24 protein-coding genes are annotated in these 20,839 nt (G+C 69.3%); 15 read left to right on the top strand and 9 right to left on the bottom strand.

Annotated elements, in window-relative coordinates; all coding sequences use genetic code 11:
* Window positions 1-4: 4 nt before the first annotated feature.
* Genes ribD through GGR89_RS01895 form a run of 5 tightly spaced genes read left to right on the top strand, consistent with a single transcriptional unit; the run spans window position 5 to window position 3,607 of the window.
* Window positions 5-952 carry a bifunctional diaminohydroxyphosphoribosylaminopyrimidine deaminase/5-amino-6-(5-phosphoribosylamino)uracil reductase RibD gene (ribD, locus tag GGR89_RS01875; protein ID WP_125973273.1) on the top strand — a complete coding sequence of 316 codons (948 nt, stop codon included), beginning with the start codon at window positions 5-7 and terminating at the stop codon, window positions 950-952.
* On the top strand, window positions 952-1,560 hold the full coding sequence (locus GGR89_RS01880; RefSeq protein WP_125973002.1) for a riboflavin synthase: 609 nt from the start codon (window positions 952-954) through the stop codon (window positions 1,558-1,560). The genes ribD and GGR89_RS01880 overlap by 1 nt, the downstream gene beginning before the upstream one ends.
* Window positions 1,547-2,683 (top strand): 3,4-dihydroxy-2-butanone-4-phosphate synthase, encoded by a 1,137-nt coding sequence (ribB, locus tag GGR89_RS01885; protein WP_125973004.1) that lies wholly within the window; start codon window positions 1,547-1,549, stop codon window positions 2,681-2,683. Before GGR89_RS01880 ends, ribB begins: the two co-directional genes overlap by 14 nt.
* On the top strand, window positions 2,683-3,102 hold the full coding sequence (gene ribH / locus GGR89_RS01890; protein WP_019369069.1) for a 6,7-dimethyl-8-ribityllumazine synthase: 420 nt from the start codon (window positions 2,683-2,685) through the stop codon (window positions 3,100-3,102). The genes ribB and ribH overlap by 1 nt, the downstream gene beginning before the upstream one ends.
* Before the next feature lie 10 nt (window positions 3,103-3,112).
* Window positions 3,113-3,607, top strand: coding sequence for a hypothetical protein (locus GGR89_RS01895; RefSeq protein WP_245201528.1), 495 nt, complete (start codon window positions 3,113-3,115; stop codon window positions 3,605-3,607).
* Here the strand turns inward: GGR89_RS01895 and GGR89_RS01900 are convergent.
* Entirely contained in the window at window positions 3,595-4,710 is a 1,116-nt protein-coding gene (locus GGR89_RS01900) for an alkene reductase (RefSeq protein WP_125973006.1), read from the bottom strand. The genes GGR89_RS01895 and GGR89_RS01900 overlap by 13 nt on opposite strands.
* A 54-nt stretch (window positions 4,711-4,764) precedes the next feature.
* Between GGR89_RS01900 and GGR89_RS01905 the strand changes: the two genes are divergently transcribed.
* Together GGR89_RS01905 and GGR89_RS01910 are read left to right on the top strand one after the other, a co-directional pair.
* Entirely contained in the window at window positions 4,765-5,670 is a 906-nt protein-coding gene (locus GGR89_RS01905; RefSeq protein ID WP_125973008.1) for a DMT family transporter, read from the top strand.
* A 40-nt stretch (window positions 5,671-5,710) separates the two neighbouring features.
* Window positions 5,711-6,367: a COQ9 family protein gene (locus GGR89_RS01910; protein WP_125973010.1), complete on the top strand. Its 657-nt coding sequence runs from the start codon at window positions 5,711-5,713 to the stop codon at window positions 6,365-6,367.
* A gap of 125 nt (window positions 6,368-6,492) precedes the next feature.
* Here the strand turns inward: GGR89_RS01910 and GGR89_RS01915 are convergent, their stop codons facing one another.
* Genes GGR89_RS01915 through hemC form a run of 6 tightly spaced genes read right to left on the bottom strand, consistent with a single transcriptional unit; the run spans window position 6,493 to window position 11,807 of the window.
* Entirely contained in the window at window positions 6,493-7,599 is a 1,107-nt protein-coding gene (locus tag GGR89_RS01915) for a CaiB/BaiF CoA transferase family protein (RefSeq protein ID WP_125973012.1), read from the bottom strand.
* Window positions 7,596-8,114: a GNAT family N-acetyltransferase gene (locus GGR89_RS01920; RefSeq protein ID WP_125973014.1), complete on the bottom strand. Its 519-nt coding sequence runs from the start codon at window positions 8,112-8,114 to the stop codon at window positions 7,596-7,598. The genes GGR89_RS01915 and GGR89_RS01920 overlap by 4 nt, the downstream gene beginning before the upstream one ends.
* Window positions 8,114-9,298, bottom strand: coding sequence for an acyl-CoA dehydrogenase (locus GGR89_RS01925; RefSeq protein ID WP_125973016.1), 1,185 nt, complete (start codon window positions 9,296-9,298; stop codon window positions 8,114-8,116). Before GGR89_RS01925 ends, GGR89_RS01920 begins: the two co-directional genes overlap by 1 nt.
* A gap of 1 nt (window position 9,299) precedes the next feature.
* Window positions 9,300-10,193 (bottom strand): hypothetical protein, encoded by an 894-nt coding sequence (locus tag GGR89_RS01930; protein ID WP_125973018.1) that lies wholly within the window; start codon window positions 10,191-10,193, stop codon window positions 9,300-9,302.
* Between the two features lie 49 nt (window positions 10,194-10,242).
* Entirely contained in the window at window positions 10,243-10,905 is a 663-nt protein-coding gene (locus GGR89_RS01935) for a uroporphyrinogen-III synthase (protein WP_125973020.1), read from the bottom strand.
* Window positions 10,902-11,807 (bottom strand): hydroxymethylbilane synthase, encoded by a 906-nt coding sequence (gene hemC, locus GGR89_RS01940; RefSeq protein ID WP_125973022.1) that lies wholly within the window; start codon window positions 11,805-11,807, stop codon window positions 10,902-10,904. The genes GGR89_RS01935 and hemC overlap by 4 nt, the downstream gene beginning before the upstream one ends.
* 105 nt (window positions 11,808-11,912) lie before the next feature.
* On the opposite strand from hemC, the gene tsaD reads away from it, so the two are divergent.
* Both tsaD and GGR89_RS01950 read left to right on the top strand, forming a co-directional pair.
* Window positions 11,913-12,938 carry a tRNA (adenosine(37)-N6)-threonylcarbamoyltransferase complex transferase subunit TsaD gene (gene tsaD, locus GGR89_RS01945; RefSeq protein ID WP_125973024.1) on the top strand — a complete coding sequence of 342 codons (1,026 nt, stop codon included), beginning with the start codon at window positions 11,913-11,915 and terminating at the stop codon, window positions 12,936-12,938.
* Window positions 12,935-13,912: an NAD(P)H-dependent glycerol-3-phosphate dehydrogenase gene (locus GGR89_RS01950; protein WP_125973026.1), complete on the top strand. Its 978-nt coding sequence runs from the start codon at window positions 12,935-12,937 to the stop codon at window positions 13,910-13,912. Before tsaD ends, GGR89_RS01950 begins: the two co-directional genes overlap by 4 nt.
* 22 nt (window positions 13,913-13,934) lie before the next feature.
* On the opposite strand, the gene GGR89_RS01955 is transcribed toward GGR89_RS01950, so the two are convergent.
* Both GGR89_RS01955 and mgtE read right to left on the bottom strand, forming a co-directional pair.
* Window positions 13,935-14,336 carry a DUF1489 family protein gene (locus tag GGR89_RS01955; protein WP_125973028.1) on the bottom strand — a complete coding sequence of 134 codons (402 nt, stop codon included), beginning with the start codon at window positions 14,334-14,336 and terminating at the stop codon, window positions 13,935-13,937.
* 36 nt (window positions 14,337-14,372) lie between these two features.
* A complete protein-coding gene (gene mgtE, locus GGR89_RS01960) occupies window positions 14,373-15,776 on the bottom strand; it encodes a magnesium transporter (protein ID WP_125973030.1) in 1,404 nt (467 codons plus the stop codon).
* 117 nt (window positions 15,777-15,893) lie between these two features.
* Here mgtE and GGR89_RS01965 point away from each other — a divergent pair, with 117 nt between their 5' ends.
* The 6 genes from GGR89_RS01965 (at window position 15,894) to GGR89_RS01990 (ending at window position 20,828) form a co-directional block, all read left to right on the top strand.
* On the top strand, window positions 15,894-16,349 hold the full coding sequence (locus GGR89_RS01965) for a peptidylprolyl isomerase (protein WP_121072686.1): 456 nt from the start codon (window positions 15,894-15,896) through the stop codon (window positions 16,347-16,349).
* A 402-nt stretch (window positions 16,350-16,751) separates the two neighbouring features.
* Window positions 16,752-17,951: an ADP-forming succinate--CoA ligase subunit beta gene (gene sucC, locus GGR89_RS01970; RefSeq protein ID WP_084584214.1), complete on the top strand. Its 1,200-nt coding sequence runs from the start codon at window positions 16,752-16,754 to the stop codon at window positions 17,949-17,951.
* Window positions 17,948-18,421 carry a GFA family protein gene (locus GGR89_RS01975; protein WP_125973032.1) on the top strand — a complete coding sequence of 158 codons (474 nt, stop codon included), beginning with the start codon at window positions 17,948-17,950 and terminating at the stop codon, window positions 18,419-18,421. Before sucC ends, GGR89_RS01975 begins: the two co-directional genes overlap by 4 nt.
* Before the next feature lie 60 nt (window positions 18,422-18,481).
* Window positions 18,482-19,231, top strand: a complete 750-nt coding sequence (locus GGR89_RS01980; protein WP_125973034.1) for an electron transfer flavoprotein subunit beta/FixA family protein — start codon at window positions 18,482-18,484, stop codon at window positions 19,229-19,231.
* Window positions 19,231-20,160, top strand: coding sequence for an electron transfer flavoprotein subunit alpha/FixB family protein (locus tag GGR89_RS01985; protein WP_125973036.1), 930 nt, complete (start codon window positions 19,231-19,233; stop codon window positions 20,158-20,160). Before GGR89_RS01980 ends, GGR89_RS01985 begins: the two co-directional genes overlap by 1 nt.
* A gap of 5 nt (window positions 20,161-20,165) precedes the next feature.
* On the top strand, window positions 20,166-20,828 hold the full coding sequence (locus GGR89_RS01990) for a phytanoyl-CoA dioxygenase family protein (RefSeq protein WP_125973038.1): 663 nt from the start codon (window positions 20,166-20,168) through the stop codon (window positions 20,826-20,828).
* Window positions 20,829-20,839: the final 11 nt, after the last annotated feature.

The raw sequence follows: 20,839 nt of genomic DNA on the forward strand, positions 1-20,839 counted from the left end.
CTGGATGGCGGTGGCGCTCGGCCTGGCCGAGCGGGGCAAGGGGCGGACGGCGCCCAATCCCAATGTCGGCTGCGTGCTGGTGCGCGATGGCCGGATCGTCGGCCGCGGCTGGACCCAGCCGGGCGGGCGTCCCCATGCCGAGGCGATGGCGCTGGCGGAAGCCGGCGAGGCTGCGCGTGGTGCCACCGCCTATGTCACGCTGGAGCCCTGCGCGCATGTCTCGCCGCGCGGCCCGGCCTGCAGCGACCTGCTGGTCGCGGCTGGTGTCGCCCGCGTCGTCGCCGCGCTGCGCGATCCCGATCCCCGCACCGACGGCACCGGCTTCGCCCGGCTGGAAGAGGCTGGCATCGCGGTCGAATCGGGCCTGATGGCGGCCGAGGCACGCCGCAGCATGGCCGGCTTCCTCACCCGTCTCGCCAAGCGCCGCCCGCACGTCACGCTCAAGCTCGCCACCTCGCTCGACGGCCGCATCGCGCTCTCGACCGGCGAGAGCAAGTGGATCACCGGCCCCCAGGCCCGCGCCCACGCCCATCTCGAACGCGCCCGGCACGACGGCATCCTGGTCGGCCGCGGCACCTTCCTCGCCGATGTCCCGAAGCTGGACGTGCGGCTGCCCGGCCTTGCCGATCGCGCGCCGCGCCGCATCCTGCTCTCCGCCACCGGCCCCACCCCGCCTGACTGGGAGCGGATCGCCGACATCGCCGATATTCGCCACCTGGCGGGCATCGACACGCTGATGGTGGAAGGCGGCGCCAAGGCGGCTACCGCGTTCCTGCGCGCCGACATGGTCGACCGGCTCCTCCTCTACCGCGCGCCGATCCTGCTCGGCGGCGGCAAACCCGCGGTCGAGGCATTCGGCCTCGCCGCATTGTCCGAGGCGCATGATCGCTGGCGCCTGCTGGACTCTCGACTGCTTGGCAGCGATCGGTTCGAGGTCTACGAGCGCAACTGATGTTCACCGGAATCGTAAGCGATGTCGGCACGATCGACGCGGTAGCGCGCCAGGGCGACCTGCGCGTGCGCGTGGCGACGGCCTATCCCACCCATGAGATCGATCTCGGCGCCTCGGTCGCCTGCTCGGGCGTGTGCCTGACGGTGGTCGACAAGGGACCCGGCTGGCTCGACTTCGACGTGTCGGGCGAGACCGTCTCGCGCACCGCCGACGACCAGTGGACCGCCGGCCGCAAGCTCAACCTCGAGCGTGCACTGCGCCTCGGCGACGAGTTGGGCGGACATATCGTCACCGGCCATGTCGACGGCATCGGGCGGGTGAAGCTGATCGAGGCGATCGATGGCTCGCACCATGTCGTGATCGCGGCGGGGCCGGAGATCGCGCCGTACGTTGCGCCCAAGGGCTCGATCACCGTCGACGGCGTGTCGCTGACGGTCAACGCGGTGGACGATACGCCCGAGGGCGTCGAATTCCACCTCAACATCATTCCGCACACCGCCGCCGTCACCACCTTCGGTGCGCTGAAGCCCGGCCAGGCGGTCAATCTGGAGATCGACGTGCTGGCGCGCTATCTTCAGCGCATGGAGGCATTGCGTGCCAAAGGCTGAACTCGCCGCGCTCAAGCACGGCTTCCTCTCCTCGCCCGAGGAACTGATCGACGAGGCCCGCAACGGCCGGATGTTCATCCTGGTCGATGACGAGGATCGCGAGAATGAAGGCGATCTGGTCATCCCGGCGCAGATGGCGACGCCCGACGCGATCAACTTCATGGCCAAGTACGGCCGCGGGCTGATCTGCCTCGCCATGACCAAGACGCGGGTCGACCAGCTCGGGCTCGAGCTGATGAGCCGTGCCAACGGTACCCGCCACGAAACCGCCTTCACCGTCTCGATCGAGGCCAAGGAAGGCGTGACCACCGGCATCTCCGCCGCCGACCGGGCCCGCACCATCTCGGTCGCGATCGACGCGAGCAAGGACCGGGCGGACATCGTCACCCCGGGCCATGTCTTCCCGCTGGTCGCGCGCGACGGCGGCGTGCTGGTCCGCGCCGGGCATACCGAGGCGGCGGTCGACGTTGCCCGCCTCGCCGGGCTCAACCCCGCCGGCGTGATCTGCGAGATCATGAAGGACGACGGCACGATGGCGCGGCTCGACGATCTCGTCGGCTTCGCCCAGCTCCACAATCTCAAGATCGGCACGATCCGCGACCTGATCGCCTATCGCCGTCGCTACGACCATCTCGTCGAGCAGCGCGCCGAGGCGAGCTTCACCAGCGAATGGGGCGGCGAGTGGCGCGCCCTCACCTTCTGGAACAAGGCGACGGGCAGCGAGCAGGTCGCGCTGGTCAAGGGCCGGATCGATCCCGACAAGCCTACCTTGGTGCGGATGCACGCACTGTCGCCCTTTGCCGATGTGTTCGGCGAGGGGGGCCCGCGCGGCGGGCTGCTGCGCAAGTCGATGGAGATCATCGGCAAGGAAGGTGCGGGCGTGATCGTGGTGATCAACCGCCCCCGCCCCGACGGCTATACCGTGGCGCTGCAGACCCGCAGCGGCGCGATTCCGCCCAAGGACATGGACGAGCTGCGCGACTACGGCGTCGGCGCGACCATCCTTACCGAGCTCGGCGTGCAGGAGATGATCCTGCTCTCCAACACCCATCACACGCTGATCGGGCTCGACGGCTACGGCCTGTCGATCGCCGGCACGCGCCCCATCGATTCGGAGCAATAATGGCCAACGTCCTCATCGTCGAAGCGCGCTTCTACGAGCATCTCAACGACCTGCTGATCGCCGGCGCCAAGGCCGCGATCGAGGCGGCGGGCCACAAGGCCGAGGTGATCACCGTGCCGGGCGCGCTGGAGATCCCGGGCGCGGTCGCGCTGGCGGCGGACAGCGGCCGTTACGACGCCTTCGTCGCGATCGGCGTGGTGATCCGCGGCGAGACCTATCATTTCGAGATCGTCGCGGGCGAGAGCGCACGCGGGCTGATGGCGCTGTCGATGGACGGCGTCGCGATCGGCAACGGCATCCTGACGGTGGAGAATGAGGCGCAGGCGCTGGTCCGCGCCGATCCGAAGCAGAAGGACAAGGGCGGCGAGGCGGCCAAGGCGGCGCTGGCGATGCTGGCGCTCAAGGCCAAGTTCGGCTGATCCCATGGACATGCCGCCCTCCCGCTACCGAGTAGAAGAGCGGGGGCGGCGGCTGGTCGTGGTGGATCGCACCACCGGGCGCGAAGTGTCCCAAAGCAAATCTCCCCTTCCGCTTGCGGGAGGGGTCGGGGGAGGGGGTGGCCGTACCGGCCGACGGCGTGTCGGGGGAGATCCTCCCCCTGCCCCTCCCGCAAGCGGAAGGGGTGCGCAAGGCTGGCGGTTCGGGATCCAACGGCCGAGAACCACACCCGATAGTTTCGTTACGCGCAGCTGGTTCGACGCCAAGGCGCCGCGCACGATCAAGCTCAACTATACCGCGCATTCGCGGCTGGCGGCGCTGCGCTTCGGCGGCGCGATCCTGATCGCGCTGCTGGTGACGGGCAGCTTCCTGTTCTGGCCCTGGTTTCCCTTCCTGATCGGCATGGTGCTGGCCCCACCAAAAATGCGTGCGCATTTCCGCGCGGCCAGCACCCGCTGGATCGACGGCTTCGATCAGGCCGACTGAAGCGCGAGCTCGTCGGCGGTCGGGTAGTCGGTATAGCCCTCGGCCCCGCCGACGTAGAACAGTTCCTCGCGCTGCGGATTGAGCGGCAGCCCCTCGCGCAGGCGACGCGGCAGATCCGGATTGGCGAGGAAGGTCCGGCCGAAGGCGATCGCATCAGCCTCGCCTGCATCGAGCGCCGCCTGGGCGCTGGCCGCATCATAGTCCGAGTTGAGCGCGAGCACGCCGCGATACACTTTGCGCATCGCCGGATGGACCGGCGGCTGGTCGGGCTCGCCCCGGGTTCCGCCGGCCCGCGGCTCACGCATCTCGAGGAACGCCACGCCGATATCGTCGAGCGCCGCGGCGGCAGCTTCGAACAGCGGCACCGGGTTGCTGTCGTTGACGCCCTGCACCTCGCCGTTGGGCGACAGGCGCACGCCGGTGCGGTCGGCACCGATCGTGTCGACGACGCGCTGGCTCACCTCGCGCAGGAGGCGAATGCGGTTATCGATAGACCCGCCATAGTCGTCCTCGCGGAAGTTGGCATTGTCGCGGAGGAACTGGTCGATCAGATAGCCATTGGCGGCGTGGATCTGCACCCCGTCGAAGCCGGCGCGGATCGCGTTTTCCGCCGCGCGGGCATAATCGTCGAGGATGCCGGGGATCTCGTCGGTGCGCAGCGGGCGGGCCTGGCTGTAGGGGCGCTTGATCTCGCCGGCGTCCTCGGCCGGATAGGTGCGGACCTCCCCGGGTGCCGTGGTCGCCGAGGCCGAGACCGGCGGCTCGCCGCCGAGAAAGTCCGAATGGACCAGTCGGCCCATGTGCCAGAGCTGCGAGACGATCTTGCCGCCGGCTTCATGGACGGCGGCGGTGATCGGCTTCCACGCCTCGACCTGCTCGTCGCTCCAGATGCCGGGCGCATAGGCCCAGCCGAGCCCCTGCTGGCTGATCCCGGTCGCCTCGGTGATGATCAGCCCGGCGCTGGCGCGCTGGCGGTAATAGTCGACCATGACCGGCGTCGGCACATGGCCGCGCGTGGAGCGGCCGCGGGTGAGCGGCGACATCCACACGCGATTGGCGGCATGGATCGCGCCGAGCTGAATCGGATCGAACAGGCTGGGCATCGAAATTCCTTTGGAAGCTTGTGACTTCGCACAGATAGGGCGTTAGAGGGCGCCATGCAGGGCAACGCACCGACAACAAAAACTTCCCCGGCACGAAGCCATGTTGCGACCGCGCTCGTCGCGGCGTTGATCGCAAATACCGCGCTGGCCACGGGGCCGCTGTTCGTGCGGATGGCGGATGTGGGGCCGGTTTCGGCGGCGTTCTGGCGGCTGATCATCGCCACGCCGATCCTGTTCTCCGCCGCTGCCGCGATGGGCGAAAAGCCGATCGCCGCGGGCCGCGGGCGCTGGTGGATCCTCGCCATCGCCGGGGTGGTGTTCGCGCTGGACCTGGCGAGCTGGCATATCGGCATCGTCCGCACCACGCTGGCCAACTCCACCCTGTTCGGCAACTCGGCGTCGCTGATCTTCCCGATCTACGGCTTCGTCGTCGCGCGTGCCTGGCCGAGCAGGATGCAGGGCGCGGCGCTGCTGCTGGCGGCGATCGGCGGCGCGCTGCTGCTCGGGCGCTCGGCCGAACTCTCCTCGCGGCATCTGGCGGGCGACCTGTTCTGCCTCGCCGCCGGCGTGTTCTACGCCGTCTATTTCGCGCTGATGGCGCGGGTGCGGGTGTCGCTCGGCCCGGTGCCGGCGCTGGCCCTGTCCTCGCTCGCCACCATCCCGCCGCTGCTGGTGATCGCGCTGGCGATGGGCGAGCAGATCGTGCCGCACCTCTGGTGGCCGCTGCTCGCGCTCGCCATCGTCAGCCAGCTGATCGGGCAGGGCTGCATGATCTATGCGCTCGGCCATCTCTCGCCGCTGGTGATCGGCATCGCGCTGCTGGTGCAGCCGGCAGTGGGCGCGGCGCTGGGCTGGATCATCTTCGACGAGCGGCTCGCCACCGCCGACCTGTTCGGCGCGGTGCTGGTCGCGGCGGCGCTGGTGCTGGTGCGGCAAGGCGCGGTACGGCCCAAGGGGTAGGCGGTTGCCGGGCGGCGGCTTCGGGCCTAGATCAGCAGTCATGGATCTCGCCGACGCCACCCTCGATGAACTGCGCGCGGCGCTCGCGCCGTCGCTTGCCGCCAATGCCGCCTTTGACGGCTGGAACCAGCGGGCGCTGGACGCCACCGCCGACGGCATGGGCGTCGACCGCGACGTGGCGCGACTCGCCTTCTCGGACGGCCCGCTGGCGATGATCGACGCCTGGTTCGCGCATATCGACCGCGCAATGCTCGACGAACTCTCGCCCGAGACGCTGGCGGGGATGAAGATCCGCGCGCGTGTCACCGCGCTGGTCGAGGCGCGACTAGCGCTGCTCGCACCCTATCGCGACGCGCTGCGCCGGGCGCTGGCGATCCTCGCCATGCCGCATAACCTCGCGCGGGCAAGCAAGCTCGGCTGGCGCGCGGCGGATGCGATGTGGCGCGCGGCGGGCGATACCGCGACCGATTACAACCATTATACCAAGCGGATGACGCTCGGCAGCGTCTATGCCGCAACCATCGCGGTATTCGTGCAGGACGAGAGCGAGGAGTGGGCCGATACCCGCGCCTTCCTCGCTCGCCGGATCGAGGGAATCATGCGGTTCGAGAAGGCCAAGGCGGGGTTCGTCAACCGCACGACCAACCGGCCGAGCCTCTCCCGCTTCATAGGCCGCTTGCGCTACCCGGCGATCTGACTCCCCCCGCCGTCACCCCGGCGAAAGCCGGGGTCCATTGGGGTATCCGTACCGGCTCCTGCTTCCAGCGAGTGGCGAATGGATCCCGGCTTCCGCCGGGATGACGGATTGTGGGACGCGATTGCTCAGGGCCGGGCGGGGCTCGCGCGCTCGGCGACCATACGCTCGCCATCGATCGTGATCGGGCTGGCCAGGCCCGGCAGCCCCTCGCGGACGATCGCCATGCCGCGCGCGATCACCTGCGGGTCGGCGAACACCTCGTCGATGCGGTTGATCGGTCCCGCCGGCACGCCCTGCGCCTCCAGCGCTTCGTACAGGTCCGCCTTGGCCCAATCGAGGATCGCGCGGGCGAGCCGCGGGATCAGCGCATCGCGATTCGTCACCCGCGCCGGATTGGTCGCAAACCGCGGATCGCGCGCCAGATCGAGCCCGAGGATGGCGCAGAGCCTGGCGAACTGCGAATCATTGCCCACCGCCACGATCAGCTCGCCGTCGCGGCAGGCAAAGGCCTGGTAGGGCACCAGATTCGCATGCCCGTTGCCCATGCGGTGCGGCACCGTGCCGCTCGCCATCCAGTTGAGCGCCTGGTTGGCCAGCACCGCCACCTGGGTGTCGAGCAGCGCCATGTCGATATGCGCGCCCGTCCCCTCGACATCCCGCCGACGCAGCGCGGCGAGGATCGCGACCGCCGAATAGACCCCGGTGAAGATGTCGGCATAAGCGACGCCCGCCTTTTGCGGCGCGCCATCGGGCTCGCCGGTGAGGCTCATCGCCCCACCCATGCCCTGGATGATGAAGTCATAGCCGGCGCGGGTCGCATAGGGCCCGGTCTGGCCGAAGCCGGTAATCGAGCAGACGATCAGCCGCGGATGGGCGGCGCGCAGGGTGGCGGCATCGAGCCCATATTTCACCAGCCCGCCGACCTTGTAGTTCTCGATCACCACATCGGCATCGGCGATCAGCGCCTTTACGGACGCCTGGCCCTCCGGGGTGGCGATGTCGATGCCGATGCTGGTCTTGCCGCGGTTGCAGGCGTGGAAATAGGCGGCATCGCGGTGCACGCCCTCGGCATCGTGGAGGAAGGGCGGGCCCCAGTGGCGGGTATCGTCCCCCGCCCCCGGCCGCTCGACCTTCACCACCTCGGCGCCCAGATCGGCGAGCAGCTGCCCGCACCAGGGCCCCGCCAGGATGCGGGCGAGCTCGACCACCTTGATGCCGGCGAGCGGCTTCACGGGCGCCGGATCGCGTAGACGACGTGGTCGGAGAAGACCTGCCCGCCGCCGCGATGATGGCGCCCGGGAACCAGTTCCCCGCCGATCTTCGCCATGGCGCCGCGCGAGCGGAGATTGTCCTTGCCGACCAGAAACACGACCGTGCCCACAGTGCGATGGATATGGTCGAGCATCAGCCGCTTGACCTCGCGATTGTAGGTGCCGCCCCAATAGGCACGGGCGAGGAAGGTCCAGCCGATCTCGATCTCGTCTTCTTCGGGCACGTGATAGTCGTAGCGGCTGGAGCCGATGATCGCGCCGGTCGCCTTGTCCTCGATCGCCAGCCCGCCGCCGCAGGCCAGCGCCTCGGCGAAGAACTGCCGGAATACCGGCTCCTGCCAGCGGTCAGGCCGGGGATGGACTTCCCAGATCAGCGGATCGGAGGCGACCGCATAGAGCGCCTCCCAATCCTCTGCGAGCAGCGGCCGGATGCGGACAAGGTCGCCCTCCAGCACCGGCTGCCGATCGGGCGCCATCAGAACGCCGCGATGCCGGTGATCGCCCGGCCGAGGATCAGCCCGTGCACGTCGTGCGTGCCCTCATAGGTGTTCACCGTCTCGAGGTTGATCGCGTGGCGGATCACGTGGAATTCGGCCGAGATGCCGTTGCCGCCGTGCATGTCGCGCGCGACCCGCGCAATCTCCAGCGCCTTGCCGCAATTGTTGCGCTTGATGATGCTGATCGCCTCGGGGCTCAGCGTGCCGGCGTCGAACATCCGCCCGCAGCGCAGCGCCGCCTGCAGCCCGAGCGCGATCTCGGTCTCCATATTGGCGAGCTTGAGCTGGACCAGCTGGGTCGCAGCGAGCGGCCGGCCGAACTGGTGGCGATCGAGCGTGTACTGCCGCGCGGCATGGAAGCAGGCCTCGGCCGCACCCATCGTGCCCCAGGCGATGCCGTAGCGCGCGCGGTTGAGGCAGCCGAACGGGCCCTTCAGCCCCTGGACGTTCGGAAGCAGCGCGTCTTCGCCGACTTCCACGCCGTCCATCACGATCTCGCCGGTCACCGAGGCGCGTAAGGACAGCTTGCCCTCGATCTTGGGGCTGGTGAGCCCCTTCATGCCCCGCTCCAGCACGAAGCCGCGGATCGCGCCATCATGCGCATCGCTCTTCGCCCAGACTACGAAGACGTCGGCGATGGGCGAGTTGGTGATCCACATCTTGGCGCCGGTGATCCGGTAGCCGCCGTCTATCTTCTCGGCGCGGGTGCGCATGCCGGCGGGATCGGAGCCCGCATCCGGCTCGGTAAGGCCGAAGCAGCCGACCCACTCGCCGCTCGCCAGCTTGGGCAGGTATTTCCGCCGCTGCTCCTCGCTGCCATAGGCATGGATCGGGTGCATGACGAGCGAGCTCTGCACGCTCATCGCCGAGCGATAGCCTGAATCGACTCGCTCCACCTCGCGCGCCACCAGGCCATAGGCGACATAGCCGAGCCCTGCCCCGCCATAGGTTTCGGGAATCGTCGGCCCGAGCAGGCCCAGCGTGCCCATCTCGGCCATGATCTCGCGGTCGAAGCGTTCCTCCAGATAGGCGGAGGTGACGCGCGGGAGCAGCTCGCCCTGCGCATAGTCGCGTGCGGCGTCGCGCACCATCCGCTCTTCGTCGGTAAGCTCGCCGTCGAGCCCGAACGGATCCTGCCAGTCGAACCGGCCCATGTCTGCCATTTCAGTCGTTCCTCGGTGTCTCCGGTGCCGGGGCGGGGGCGGCTGCCGGCGCCACGACCGGGGGTTTGGGCGGCGTTGCAGCTGCCGCCTTCTCTATTTCGTCCAGTGCCTTGCGGGCATTCACATAGCGCGAGGCGGCGCTGGTCCAGCCCTCCGCCACCGACGCGCCGGGCATGTGCGCCACTTCGGCGATCGCGGTTTCGACATTGCCGGCGGCCAGCGCGCTGCGGGCGCGGCGCAGGCGCTCGGCCGGGCGCGGGCTCGGCATGCCGGCCTGGTGCAACACGAACAGGTCGCCCACGAAGCTGCGGAAGCGCACCCACAGGCTGTCGTCCGGCCCGGTGCCCAGCCGCGGCGCGATCGTATCCAGCGCGATGCGGAGATCCTCGATCGTCAGCGGATCACCGGCAGCGGCCACGATCGCCGCCACCGCCTGCGGATGCCGCTCGCCGAAGCGGGCGCGGAGCTGTTGCTCCAGGCTGCCCAGCGGCTGGCCGCGCTCGACCGCACGGCGCACTGCGGCGGCGACCATCAGCCGCTCGGCCTGGGTGGAATATTGCGCCGCGTTGCGCGCGCTCTCATCGGCCTGGCGCAGCTCCAGCTCCAGCGCATCGAGCCGCGCGGCGAGCTGGCTTTCGCGCGCGTCGAGCGTCGCCACGTCGGTAGCAGGCGCCAGCACCGGCGGCGGCACCTTGAGCGGCGGGACCGCGGGCGATGCCGAGGCTGCCGGCTTGTTCGGATCGTCCGTCGTGGTCTTGAGATGCGGGCCGGCCAGCTCGATCGCACCCGCGGTGAGCGCGACGCCGGCAAGGAAGCCCAGCCCAACGGGGATCATTCGATTACGGCGCGGACTCAGGGTTCGGACCGGCTCGGGCGCCAGGGGCTCGTCGCTCATGGCCGCCCTTTTCGCCGCGCGGGCTTCCCGGGTCAACCAGCCCCGCGGGTCAATCCGCGAGCGCAACGGCAAGGTCGAGCAGCGTTTCGGTCTCGGGGCGGGCCGCGACGGCGGTCACCGCCCAGCCCGGCCCCGCCCCGGCGGCGGCCGCTTCGCTGACGGCCGCGAGCCGTACGGTGCCGCGGTCGGGCACGATCTCCGCCAACCGCGCGCCGGCGCGCGCGGACTGGACCAAGGCCACGCAGCCCGTCAGCGCTGCGGCGTCCGTGGCGGCAATCGGCAGGATCTCGCTGGCATAGACCGGGACAACCGCCGCGACGATGCCGCCGACGTGCAACGTCCGCTCCTGACCCGCGAGGTGCAGGGCACGCCGCACCCCCGCCGCCTCGGCCTCCGCGACCAGCGCCGCCGCCCCCGCACCGCCCACCGCGACGACATCGAAATGCGCGCGCCGGGCGGCGGACGCGGTTGCTTCGCCCACGGCGTGGACGGGCAGGCCCCGCAGCCTCGACATGCCCTCCCCTGCTAGCCGGACGGCGTTCGCGCTGGTCAGGATCAGCGCATCGAAGCCGCTCGGATCGGCGACCTCCCATGCCAGCGGCCGCGTGGCGAACAGCGGCAGGCGGATCGCGGTGCGACCGCGTCCCTCCACGGCAGCGGCGGTGATGCGGTTGCCAGGCTCGGGCCGCAGCACCGCGATCGGCCGGCTCATCCGGCGAACAGCGCGCGTACCGCCTCGGGCGCGCGGTCGAGCAGGTCGCGGGCGAGCGTCGCGGGCAGCATCGCATCCTCGGGCGCGCCTTCGATCATGCCGTGGACATGCGCGCTGCCGTCGGCCGCATAGAGTTCGGCCTCGATGGTGAGGATCGCGCCTTCGATCGTCGCCAGCGCGGCGACCGGCGAATGGCAGTCGGCCATCAGCGCGGCGAGCAGCGCCCGCTCGGCCAGCACGCAGCCGCGGGTCTTCGGGTGGTCGATCGCGGCAAGCAGCCCGAGCATCCGCGAATCGTCGGCACGCGCCTCGATCCCCACCGCCCCCTGCGCCGGGGCCGGCAGCATCACGTTGGTGGGCAGCACATGGCCGACATCGAAGCGCCCCAGCCGCTCCAGCCCCGCCGACGCGAGCAAGGTCGCATCCGCCTCGCCCGCCGCGAGCTTGGCGAGCCGCGTATCGACATTGCCGCGGAACAGCACGGTGGTCACGTCCGGTCGGTGGCGCTTCACCTGCGCGGCGCGGCGCGGCGAGGCGGTGCCGATCACCGCACCGGGCTTGAGCGCGGCGAGCGATTCGGCGCCGACCAGCCGGTCGCGCACATCGGCGCGGGGCAGCATCGCGGCGATCGCGATCGTCTCGGGGCGGACGGTCTCGACGTCCTTCATCGAATGCACCGCGCAGTCGATCTCGCCCGCCAGCAGCGCGCGATCCAGCTCCTTGGTCCACAGCGCCTTGCCGCCGATCTCGGCGAGCGGGCGGTCCTGCACCTTGTCGCCGGTGGTGCGGACGATAACGATCTCGCCCTCGATGCCGTGCGCGGCCTTGAGCGCGTCGCGCACCATATGGGCCTGGGTAAGGGCGAGCGGCGAGCCGCGCGTGCCGATGCGAAGTGCAGTCATGGGCGTGGTGCTAGGGTCGTGCGGAGAGGACGGCAATGGGGGTAATCGCGGAGCCAAACGCCCCCGGCCTCTGGACCCTGCCGCCAAGCGGCTTAGATGGGATGCATGGCACTCATCCTCGGACTTGAATCGAGCTGCGACGAAACCGCGGCGGCTCTGGTGACCAGCGACGGCACGATCCGCGCGCACAAGCTGGCGCGCCAGGAAGAGGCGCACCGGCCCTATGGCGGCGTGGTGCCCGAGATCGCCGCGCGCGCGCATGTCGAGATGCTGGGGCCGCTGATCGAGGCGGCGCTGGAAGAGGCAGGCGTGACGCTGGCCGATGTCGACGCGATCGCCGCCACGGCGGGGCCGGGGCTGATCGGTGGGGTGATGGTGGGCCTGGTCACCGGCAAGGCGCTGGCGCTCGCCGCGGGCAAGCCGCTGGTCGCGGTGAATCATCTCGAGGGCCATGCGCTCTCCCCACGCCTCGGCGACCGGAGCCTGGAATTCCCGTACCTGCTGCTGCTCGTCTCGGGCGGGCATTGCCAGCTGCTGCTGGTCGAGGGCGTGAGCCGCTACCGACGGCTCGCCACCACGATCGACGATGCGGCGGGCGAAGCCTTCGACAAGACCGCCAAGCTGCTCGGCCTCGGCTTTCCCGGCGGTCCGGCAGTGGAGAAGGCCGCCGAGCGCGGCAACCCCAAGGCGGTGCCGCTGCCGCGCCCGCTGGTCGGGTCGGGCGAGCCGCATTTCTCCTTTGCGGGCCTCAAGAGCGCGGTCGCGCGCGCGGTCAACGACTATAGCGCCGAGGACCTCGCCGCGTCGTTCCAGCAGGCGGTGGTCGACTGCCTGGTCGATCGCACCCGGCTGGCGCTGGCGGTGACCCGGCCCACCGCGCTGGTCGTGGCAGGCGGTGTCGCGGCCAATACCGCGGTGCGGACGGCGCTGGAGGCGCTGGCAGCCGAGCATGCCCTGCCCTTCGTCGCGCCGCCCTTGTGGCTGTGCACCGACAATGCCGCGATGATCGCCTGGGCCGGCGCCGAACGTTTCGCGCAGGGCCTTACCGATCCGCTCGACGTACCCGCGCGGCCCCGCTGGCCGCTCGATCCGGATGCGGAAAAGGTGCGCGGCGCGGGAGTGAAGGCATGAAGATCGGGGTGATCGGCGGCGGCGCCTGGGGCACCGCGCTCGCGCAGGTGGCGGCGCGCGGCGATGCGCCGGTGCTGCTTTGGGCGCGGGAGGCCGAGGTGGTGGCGAGCATCAACGCGGACCACGAGAACCGCCAGTTCCTCGCCGGGGTGCCGCTTTCGCCCAGCATCCGCGCAACCGGCAGCCTGGGCGATCTTGCCGGCTGCGACGCACTGCTGGTGGTGGCGCCGGCGCAGCATGTCCGCGCGGTGCTGGCCGAGATGACCGTGGGCACGACGCCGCTGGTGCTGTGCGCCAAGGGCATCGAGGCGGGCACCCGGCTGCTGGTCGGCGAAGTGGCGCGCAGCGTCGCGCCGGATGCGCCGATCGCGGTGCTCTCCGGCCCCACCTTCGCGCACGAGGTCGCGGCGGGAAAGCCGACGGCGGTGACGCTGGCGTGCGAGGATGCCGACCTGCGCACGCGGCTGAGCGATCGGCTCGGCGCGCCCGCCTTCCGCCCCTATGCCTCGGCCGACGTGATCGGCGCGGAGATCGGCGGGGCGGTGAAGAACGTGCTGGCCATCGCCTGCGGGGTGGTGGAGGGCGCCGGGCTGGGCCTCAACGCGCGCGCGGCGCTGATCGCGCGGGGCTTTGCCGAGATGACCCGCTTCGGGCTGGCGCGCGGCGCGCAGGCGGAGACGCTGACCGGGCTTTCGGGGCTAGGCGATCTGGTGCTGACCTGCTCGTCGACCAATTCGCGCAACTTCTCGCTGGGCGTGGGCCTTGGCCAGGGTCGCAGCGCCGCCGAGCTGCTGTCGGATCGCAAGACGGTGGCCGAAGGTGCCTTCACCGCCCCGGTGCTGCGCGAGGCGGCGGCGGAAGCTGGGGTGGAGATGCCGGTCACGCTGGCAGTCAACGCCCTGCTCGAAGGCGCGCCGGTGGCCGAAGTGATCGACGCACTGCTCAGCCGCCCGCTGCGGGCGGAGGCGGTTTGAGCGTCGCTTAAAGGGGAGAGGCTTAAAGCAGCCCCAGCCCGGCAAGCTCGCCCATCAGCGACGGCGGCAGCTCGTCCGCCCCGCCGTCCAGATCGCCCAGATCGCGCGGCGCATCGGCATCTTCCAGATAGCGCCACCCCTGATGCGCGCGCTTGGGCCGCGCCTGGACCAGCACCAGCTTGGGCTCCAGCAGGATCGCGGTGCGCCCGCCCTCGGCCTCGCCGAAGCCGAGGATCGGCGAGCGGCCGACCAGCTGGTGCTTGAGGATCCAGAACAGCGAGCCGCCGTCGATCTCCGCGTGCCGCTTGGGCAGATAACGCGTGGTCAGCGCGACGCCGCCTGCGGCCGCGCGCGCCTCGAGCCGGGACCGCAGGAAATCGACGCTGTCGCAGGCAAAGGCGACCTTGGTGAGATGGAGTGGCACGCCGCCGATTTGGGCAATCCCCGCCCCGCGATCAAGTCAGCCGCCCAGCCCCACCAATGTCGCGAGACCGAGGAACGAGAAGAATCCCATCACGTCGGTCATCATCGTGACGAACACCGCCGAGGATACCGCGGGGTCGACGCGCAGCCGGTCCAGCGTCACCGGGATCAGCACCCCCGAAAGCCCCGCGATCACGTTGTTGATCACCATCGCCGCCGCGATCACGACCGCCAGCCACGGAATGCCATAGACCAGCATCGTCCCCGCCCCGATCGCCAGCCCCAGCGTCGCACCATTGGCCGCGGCGATGCGCAGTTCGCGCCAGATCATCCGCAAGGTGTTCGATTCGGTGAGCTGGTTGGTGGCAATCGCGCGGACCACCACCGCCAGCGTCTGGGTGCCGGCATTGCCGCCCATGCCCGAGACGATCGGCATCAGCACCGCGAGCAGCGCGAACTTGGCGATCTCGCCCTGGAACAGCCCGACCACCGAGGCGGCCAGCATCGCCGTGCCGAGATTGACGAACAGCCAGGTCAGCCGGGTGCGCACCGTCAGCAGCACCGGCTCGTTGATGTCGCCTTCGCCCGCGCCCGACAGGCGGAGAATGTCCTCGCCCGCTTCCTGCGAGATGATGTGGACGATGTCGTCCACCGTGATCATCCCGACCAACCGCCCGCTGAGATCGACCACGGCGGCCGAGATCAGCGCGTATTTCTGGAAGCGCAGCGCCACTTCCTCCTGGTCCATGTCGATCGGGATCAGCGTCTGCTCGCGCTTCATCACGTCGCTGATCGCGATCGCGCGCGGGGTGCGCAGGATCCAGGAGAGCTCGCAGGTGCCGATCGGCTTGTGCGAGGGATCGACGACGAAGATTTCCCAGAAATCGGTGGTCAGCTCGTCATTGCCGCGCAGATAGTCGAGCACGTCGCCGACGGTCCAATGCTCGGGCACCGCGATCAGCTCGCGCTGCATCAGGCGGCCGGCGGATTCCTCGGGGTAGGACAGCGCCTCCTCGATCGCGGCGCGGTCATCGGGGTCGAGCGCGCGGAGCACCTCGCGCTGGTCTTCGACGTCCATGTCCTCGATGATCGCGACCGCATCGTCGGTATCGAGCTCGGCGGCGAGGTTCGCCACCTGGTGCGGTTCGAGCGCGTCGACCAGCGCCTCGCGCACCCAGTCGTTCATCTCGGCGAGCACGTCGCCGTCGATCAGGTCGGAGATGGCGGTGACGACGTCGGCGCGCCGCTCCGACGGCACCAGCTCGATCAGGTCGGCGATGTCGGCGGGATGGAGCGGCGCGACCAGCACATGCGCGGCCTCGTCGTCGCCCTCGTCCACCGCATCGAGCACCGCGCTGACGAATTCGGGCTTGAGCCGATCGTCCTCGTCGAGCTGGCTCTCGGGCGCGGCGGCCTCTTCGTGCAGTTCGGTCTCGCTCACCGTCCGACCTCCCGTGCTGCGGCCCCGTTCGAGGGGCGCTGCCATCCCCGGCGGGGATTTGCAAGTCGGCAGCGCACCGCTTAGGGCTTCGTTCCAGTTTTAGAGAAGAGGTGCCCCATGGCCGAACCCACTACGCTCGTACTCACGCTCGACACCGGCGACGTCCGCATCCGCCTGCGCCCCGATCTCGCGCCGAACCATGTCGCGCGCATCGCCGGCCTGGCCGACGAAGGCTTCTACGACGGCGTGATCTTCCACCGCGTGATCAACGGCTTCATGGCGCAGGGCGGCGATCCCTCGGGCACCGGCATGGGCGGTTCGGACAAGCCGGACCTGGCGCAGGAATTCTCGAAGGAGCCGCATGTCCGCGGGGTCTGCTCGATGGCGCGCACCAACAATCCGAACAGCGCCAACTCGCAGTTCTTCATCTGCCTCGACGACGCGACCTTCCTCGACGGCCAGTATACCGTCTGGGGCGAAGTGATCGACGGCATGGACCATGTCGACGCGCTGCCCAAGGGCGAGCCGCCCGCGAACCCGGGCAAGATCGTCAAGGCCCGCACCGAGGCGTGATGCGTGCTCCCCCTCCCGCTTCGCTGAGGCGGGAGGGGCGTTTGAGCACGAGGCGAAGATGCCCGGGCGGGGTTGCACCGCCATTCTCACTACCCACCGTCATCGCCGCGAAGGCTGGGATCCATTGGCGCGGATGCCCCGGTTCTGTCCCCCAGCGTCCTTGCGAATGGATTCTCGCCTTCGCGGGAATGACGATGGTGTGAGGAGGGCGAATGCCCCCCTTCCCGCTTCACGAGATGGTAATCGGGCTGGTTCTATGAATCCGAGCTCCATCCGGATGATGCGCCATGTTGCAAGCAATTCGCAATCGCAATAATCCCTAAAAGGGTGGATTTCACGCGCGCGCTGTGCTTAGGCGGGCGCGATCCTTTCCCCGTTCCCTTGAAAAGGCGGACTGCTCCCATGAACATCCACGAATATCAGGCCAAGGAACTGCTCGCGAAGTTCGGCGTGCCCGTGCCGGCCGGCTTTGCCGCGATGAGCGTCGAAGAGGCCGTCGAAGCCTCCAAGAAGCTGCCCGGGCCGCTCTATGTCGTGAAGGCGCAGATCCATGCCGGCGGCCGCGGCAAGGGCAAGTTCAAGGAACTGCCGGCCGAAGCCAAGGGCGGCGTCCGCCTCGCCAAGACCGAGGACGAAGTCCGCCACGCCGCGACCGAGATGCTCGGCAACACGCTGGTGACGATCCAGACCGGCGCTGCCGGCAAGCAGGTCAACCGCCTGTACGTCACCGACGGCGTCGACATCGCCAAGGAATTCTACCTCGCGCTGCTGGTCGATCGCGCCACCGGCCGAGTCGCGTTCGTCGTCTCGACCGAAGGCGGCATGGACATCGAAACCGTCGCGCACGACACGCCCGAGAAGATCCACACCTTCGACGTCGATCCCGCGACCGGCTTCATGCCGCACCACGGCCGCGCCGTCGCCAAGGCGCTCGGCCTCGAGGGCGATCTCGCCAAGCAGGCGCAGAGCCTGGCCGGCAAGGTGTACAACGCCTTCCTCGGCACCGACGCCTCGCAGATCGAGATCAACCCGCTCGCCGTCACCGAGGACAACAAGCTGATGGTGCTCGACGCCAAGGTCGGCTTCGATTCGAACTCGATGTTCCGTCACAAGGACCTGATGGAACTGCGCGACGAGACCGAAGAGGATCCGATGGAGCTCGAGGCGTCGAAGTACGACCTCGCCTATATCAAGCTCGACGGCGACATCGGCTGCATGGTCAACGGCGCCGGCCTGGCGATGGCCACGATGGACATCATCAAGCTGAACGGCATGTTCCCGGCCAACTTCCTCGACGTCGGCGGCGGCGCGAACAAGGAGAAGGTCACCGCGGCGTTCAAGATCATCCTGAGCGATCCGGCGGTGAAGGGCATCCTGGTCAATATCTTCGGCGGCATCATGCGCTGCGACATCATCGCGGAAGGCATCGTCGCGGCCGCCAAGGAAGTGAACCTCGCGGTGCCGCTGGTCGTCCGCCTCGAAGGCACCAACGTGCAGCAGGGCAAGGACATCCTGGCCAATTCGGGCCTCGCCATCGTTCCCGCCAACGACCTGGGCGACGCCGCCCAGAAGATCGTGGCGGAGGTCAAGAAGGTCGCGTGAGCGATACGGCCGCCCCGACTGGCAAGTCGGTCGAGGGCGGCTGCCGCTGCGGCCGCGTGCGGTTCCGGGTGACGGGCGATGCGCTCGTCACCATGGCCTGCCACTGCACCGGCTGCCAGCGCATGACCGCCAGCGCCTATTCGCTGAGCGGCCTCTACCCGGCGGAACGCTTCGCAGTGATCGAAGGCGTGCCGGTGATCGGCGGCCTTCACGGCGCCACTCGGCATTTCCACTGCGAGCATTGCAAGAGCTGGCTGTTCACGCGGCCCGAGGGTCTCGACGCCTTCGTGAACATCCGCACGACGATGCTCGATGCGCCGATGTCCACCCCGCCCTTCTTCGAGACCTGGACCGAGGAGGCGCTGCCCTGGGCCGCGACGGGCGCTTCGTACAGCTATCCAAAATTTCCGCCCCCGGAATCCTTCGGCACGCTGATGCAGGCGTACGCCGAATCGCTTGCGAGCGGTTGACGTTCGCGTAAACGTAACCCAATTGTCAGGGGGAGAGCCCCGGCAGACAGGAAGGATGCGATGAAGGTCCTGGTACCAGTCAAGCGTGTGCTTGACTATAACGTGAAGCCCCGCGTGAAAGCGGACGGGACGGGCGTCGATCTGGCGAACGTCAAGATGAGCATGAACCCCTTCGACGAGATCGCGATCGAGGAAGCGGTACGGCTGAAGGAGAAGGGCGCCGCGACCGAGATCGTCGTCGTCACCATCGGCGTCGCCAAGGCGGAGACCGATGTGCTGCTCACCGCGCGCGCCATGGGTGCCGATCGCGGCATCCTGATCCAGACCGATGACGAGATCGAGCCGCTGGCCGTCGCCAAGCTGCTCGCCAAGGTCGCCGAAGAGGAGCAGCCCGGGCTGATCATCCTCGGCAAGCAGGCGATCGACGACGATTCGAACCAGACCGGCCAGATGCTCGCCGCGCTGCTCGGCTGGGCGCAGGGCACCTTCGCCTCCAAGGTCGAGATCGCCGGTGACCGTGTGCACGTGACCCGCGAGATCGACGGCGGCCTCGAGACCGTGGACCTCAAGCTGCCGGCGATCGTCACCACCGATCTCCGCCTCAACGAGCCGCGCTACGCCACGCTGCCGAACATCATGAAGGCGAAGACCAAGCCGGTCGCGAAGAAGACCGTCGCCGACTACGGCGTCGACGTCACCCCGCGCCTCAAGACGCTGAAGGTCGTCGAGCCGGCCAAGCGCCAGGCGGGCATCAAGGTGGGTTCGGTCGACGAACTGGTCGAGAAGCTCAAGGGCATGGGAGTCGCGTGATGAAGACGCTGGTTTGGGTCGAACACGACAATCAGAGCGTCAAGGACGCGACGCTCTCCACCGTCACCGCGGCGGCAAAGCTGGGTGAGGTGCATCTGCTCGTCGCCGGCAAAGGCGTCTCGGCGGTGGCCGAGGCGGCCGCGCAGATCGCCGGCGTGGGCAAGGTCCATGTCGCCGACGACGCGGCCTATGAGCATTTCCTTGCCGAGAATGTCGCGCCGCTGGTGGTCCAGCTGATGGATAGCCATGACGCGGTGCTGTTCCCGGCGACCACCACGGGCAAGAACGTGGCGCCGCGCGTCGCCGCCGCGCTCGACGTGATGCAGCTGTCGGACATCCTCTCGGTCGAGGGGCCGGACACCTTCACCCGGCCGATCTATGCCGGCAACGCGATCGCCACCGTGCAGACCAGCGATAAGAAGCTGGTGATCACCGTGCGCGGCACCGCGTTCGACAAGGCGGCGGCGACCGGCGGCAGCGGCACGGTGGAAGCCGTCGCGGCGGCGGGCGACAAGGGTCTCTCGGCCTTCGTCGGCGCCGAGATTGCCGCCTCGGAGCGTCCGGAGCTGACCAGCGCCAAGGTGATCGTCTCGGGCGGCCGCGCGCTGGGCTCGCAGGAGCAGTTCCACGCGCTGATCGATCCGCTCGCCGACAAGCTGGGTGCCGCGGTCGGCGCCAGCCGCGCGGCGGTGGACGCAGGCTATGCGCCCAACGACTATCAGGTCGGCCAGACCGGCAAGATCGTCGCGCCGATGGTCTATGTCGCCGTCGGCATCTCGGGGGCGATCCAGCACCTCGCCGGCATGAAGGATTCGAAGACGATCGTCGCGATCAACAAGGACGAGGACGCGCCGATCTTCCAGGTGGCGGACATCGGCCTGGTCGGCGACCTGTTCACGCTGGTGCCGGAGCTGACCGAGAAGCTCTGAACCACGTGCCGCTCGATTTCGAACGCGATGGGGCGGCGCACCTTGCCGGTGCAGCCGCCCCTTTTCTCACAAGGTTGCGCGCACTGGCAGGGATATTGCCGGCCGACAGGGCCGGGCTGCGGCTGCACGGCGTGGATGGTCTGGCCGAGCTACTCGCACCGGATGCGTTGGGCGCAACGGCAGCCGACTATCTGGGACCGACTGCCCGGCCCGTGCGCGCGATCTGCTTCGACAAGAGCGCGGCGAACAACTGGGCGCTCGGCTGGCATCAGGATCGCACAATCGCCGTTCGCCGGCGGGCCGATGTTCCGGGCTACGGCCCCTGGTCGACCAAGCAGGGCCTGCTCCATGTCGAGCCGCCTTTTGATGTCATCGAAGCCATGGTGACGTTGCGCATCCATCTCGATCCGGTGCCGGAGGATAACGCGCCACTGCTCATCGCGCCCGGTTCGCACCGACTGGGAAGGATTCCGGAGGGTGAAATCGCCGCGGCGGTGGCGGCATGCGGCACCGCGATGTGCCTCGCCGAAGCTGGCGACGTCTGGGCCTATCGCACACCTATCCTCCATGCCTCGGCGGCGAGCACCGCAACCGGTCATCGCCGCGTGCTGCAAGTGGACTACACGACCTTCGGCCTGCCCGCGCCGCTGCAATGGCTCGGCGTCTGAAGGCGTAAGCC

Origin of the sequence: Sphingomonas trueperi, assembly GCF_011927635.1 — a bacterium.
Lineage (GTDB): Bacteria > Pseudomonadota > Alphaproteobacteria > Sphingomonadales > Sphingomonadaceae > Sphingomonas > Sphingomonas trueperi.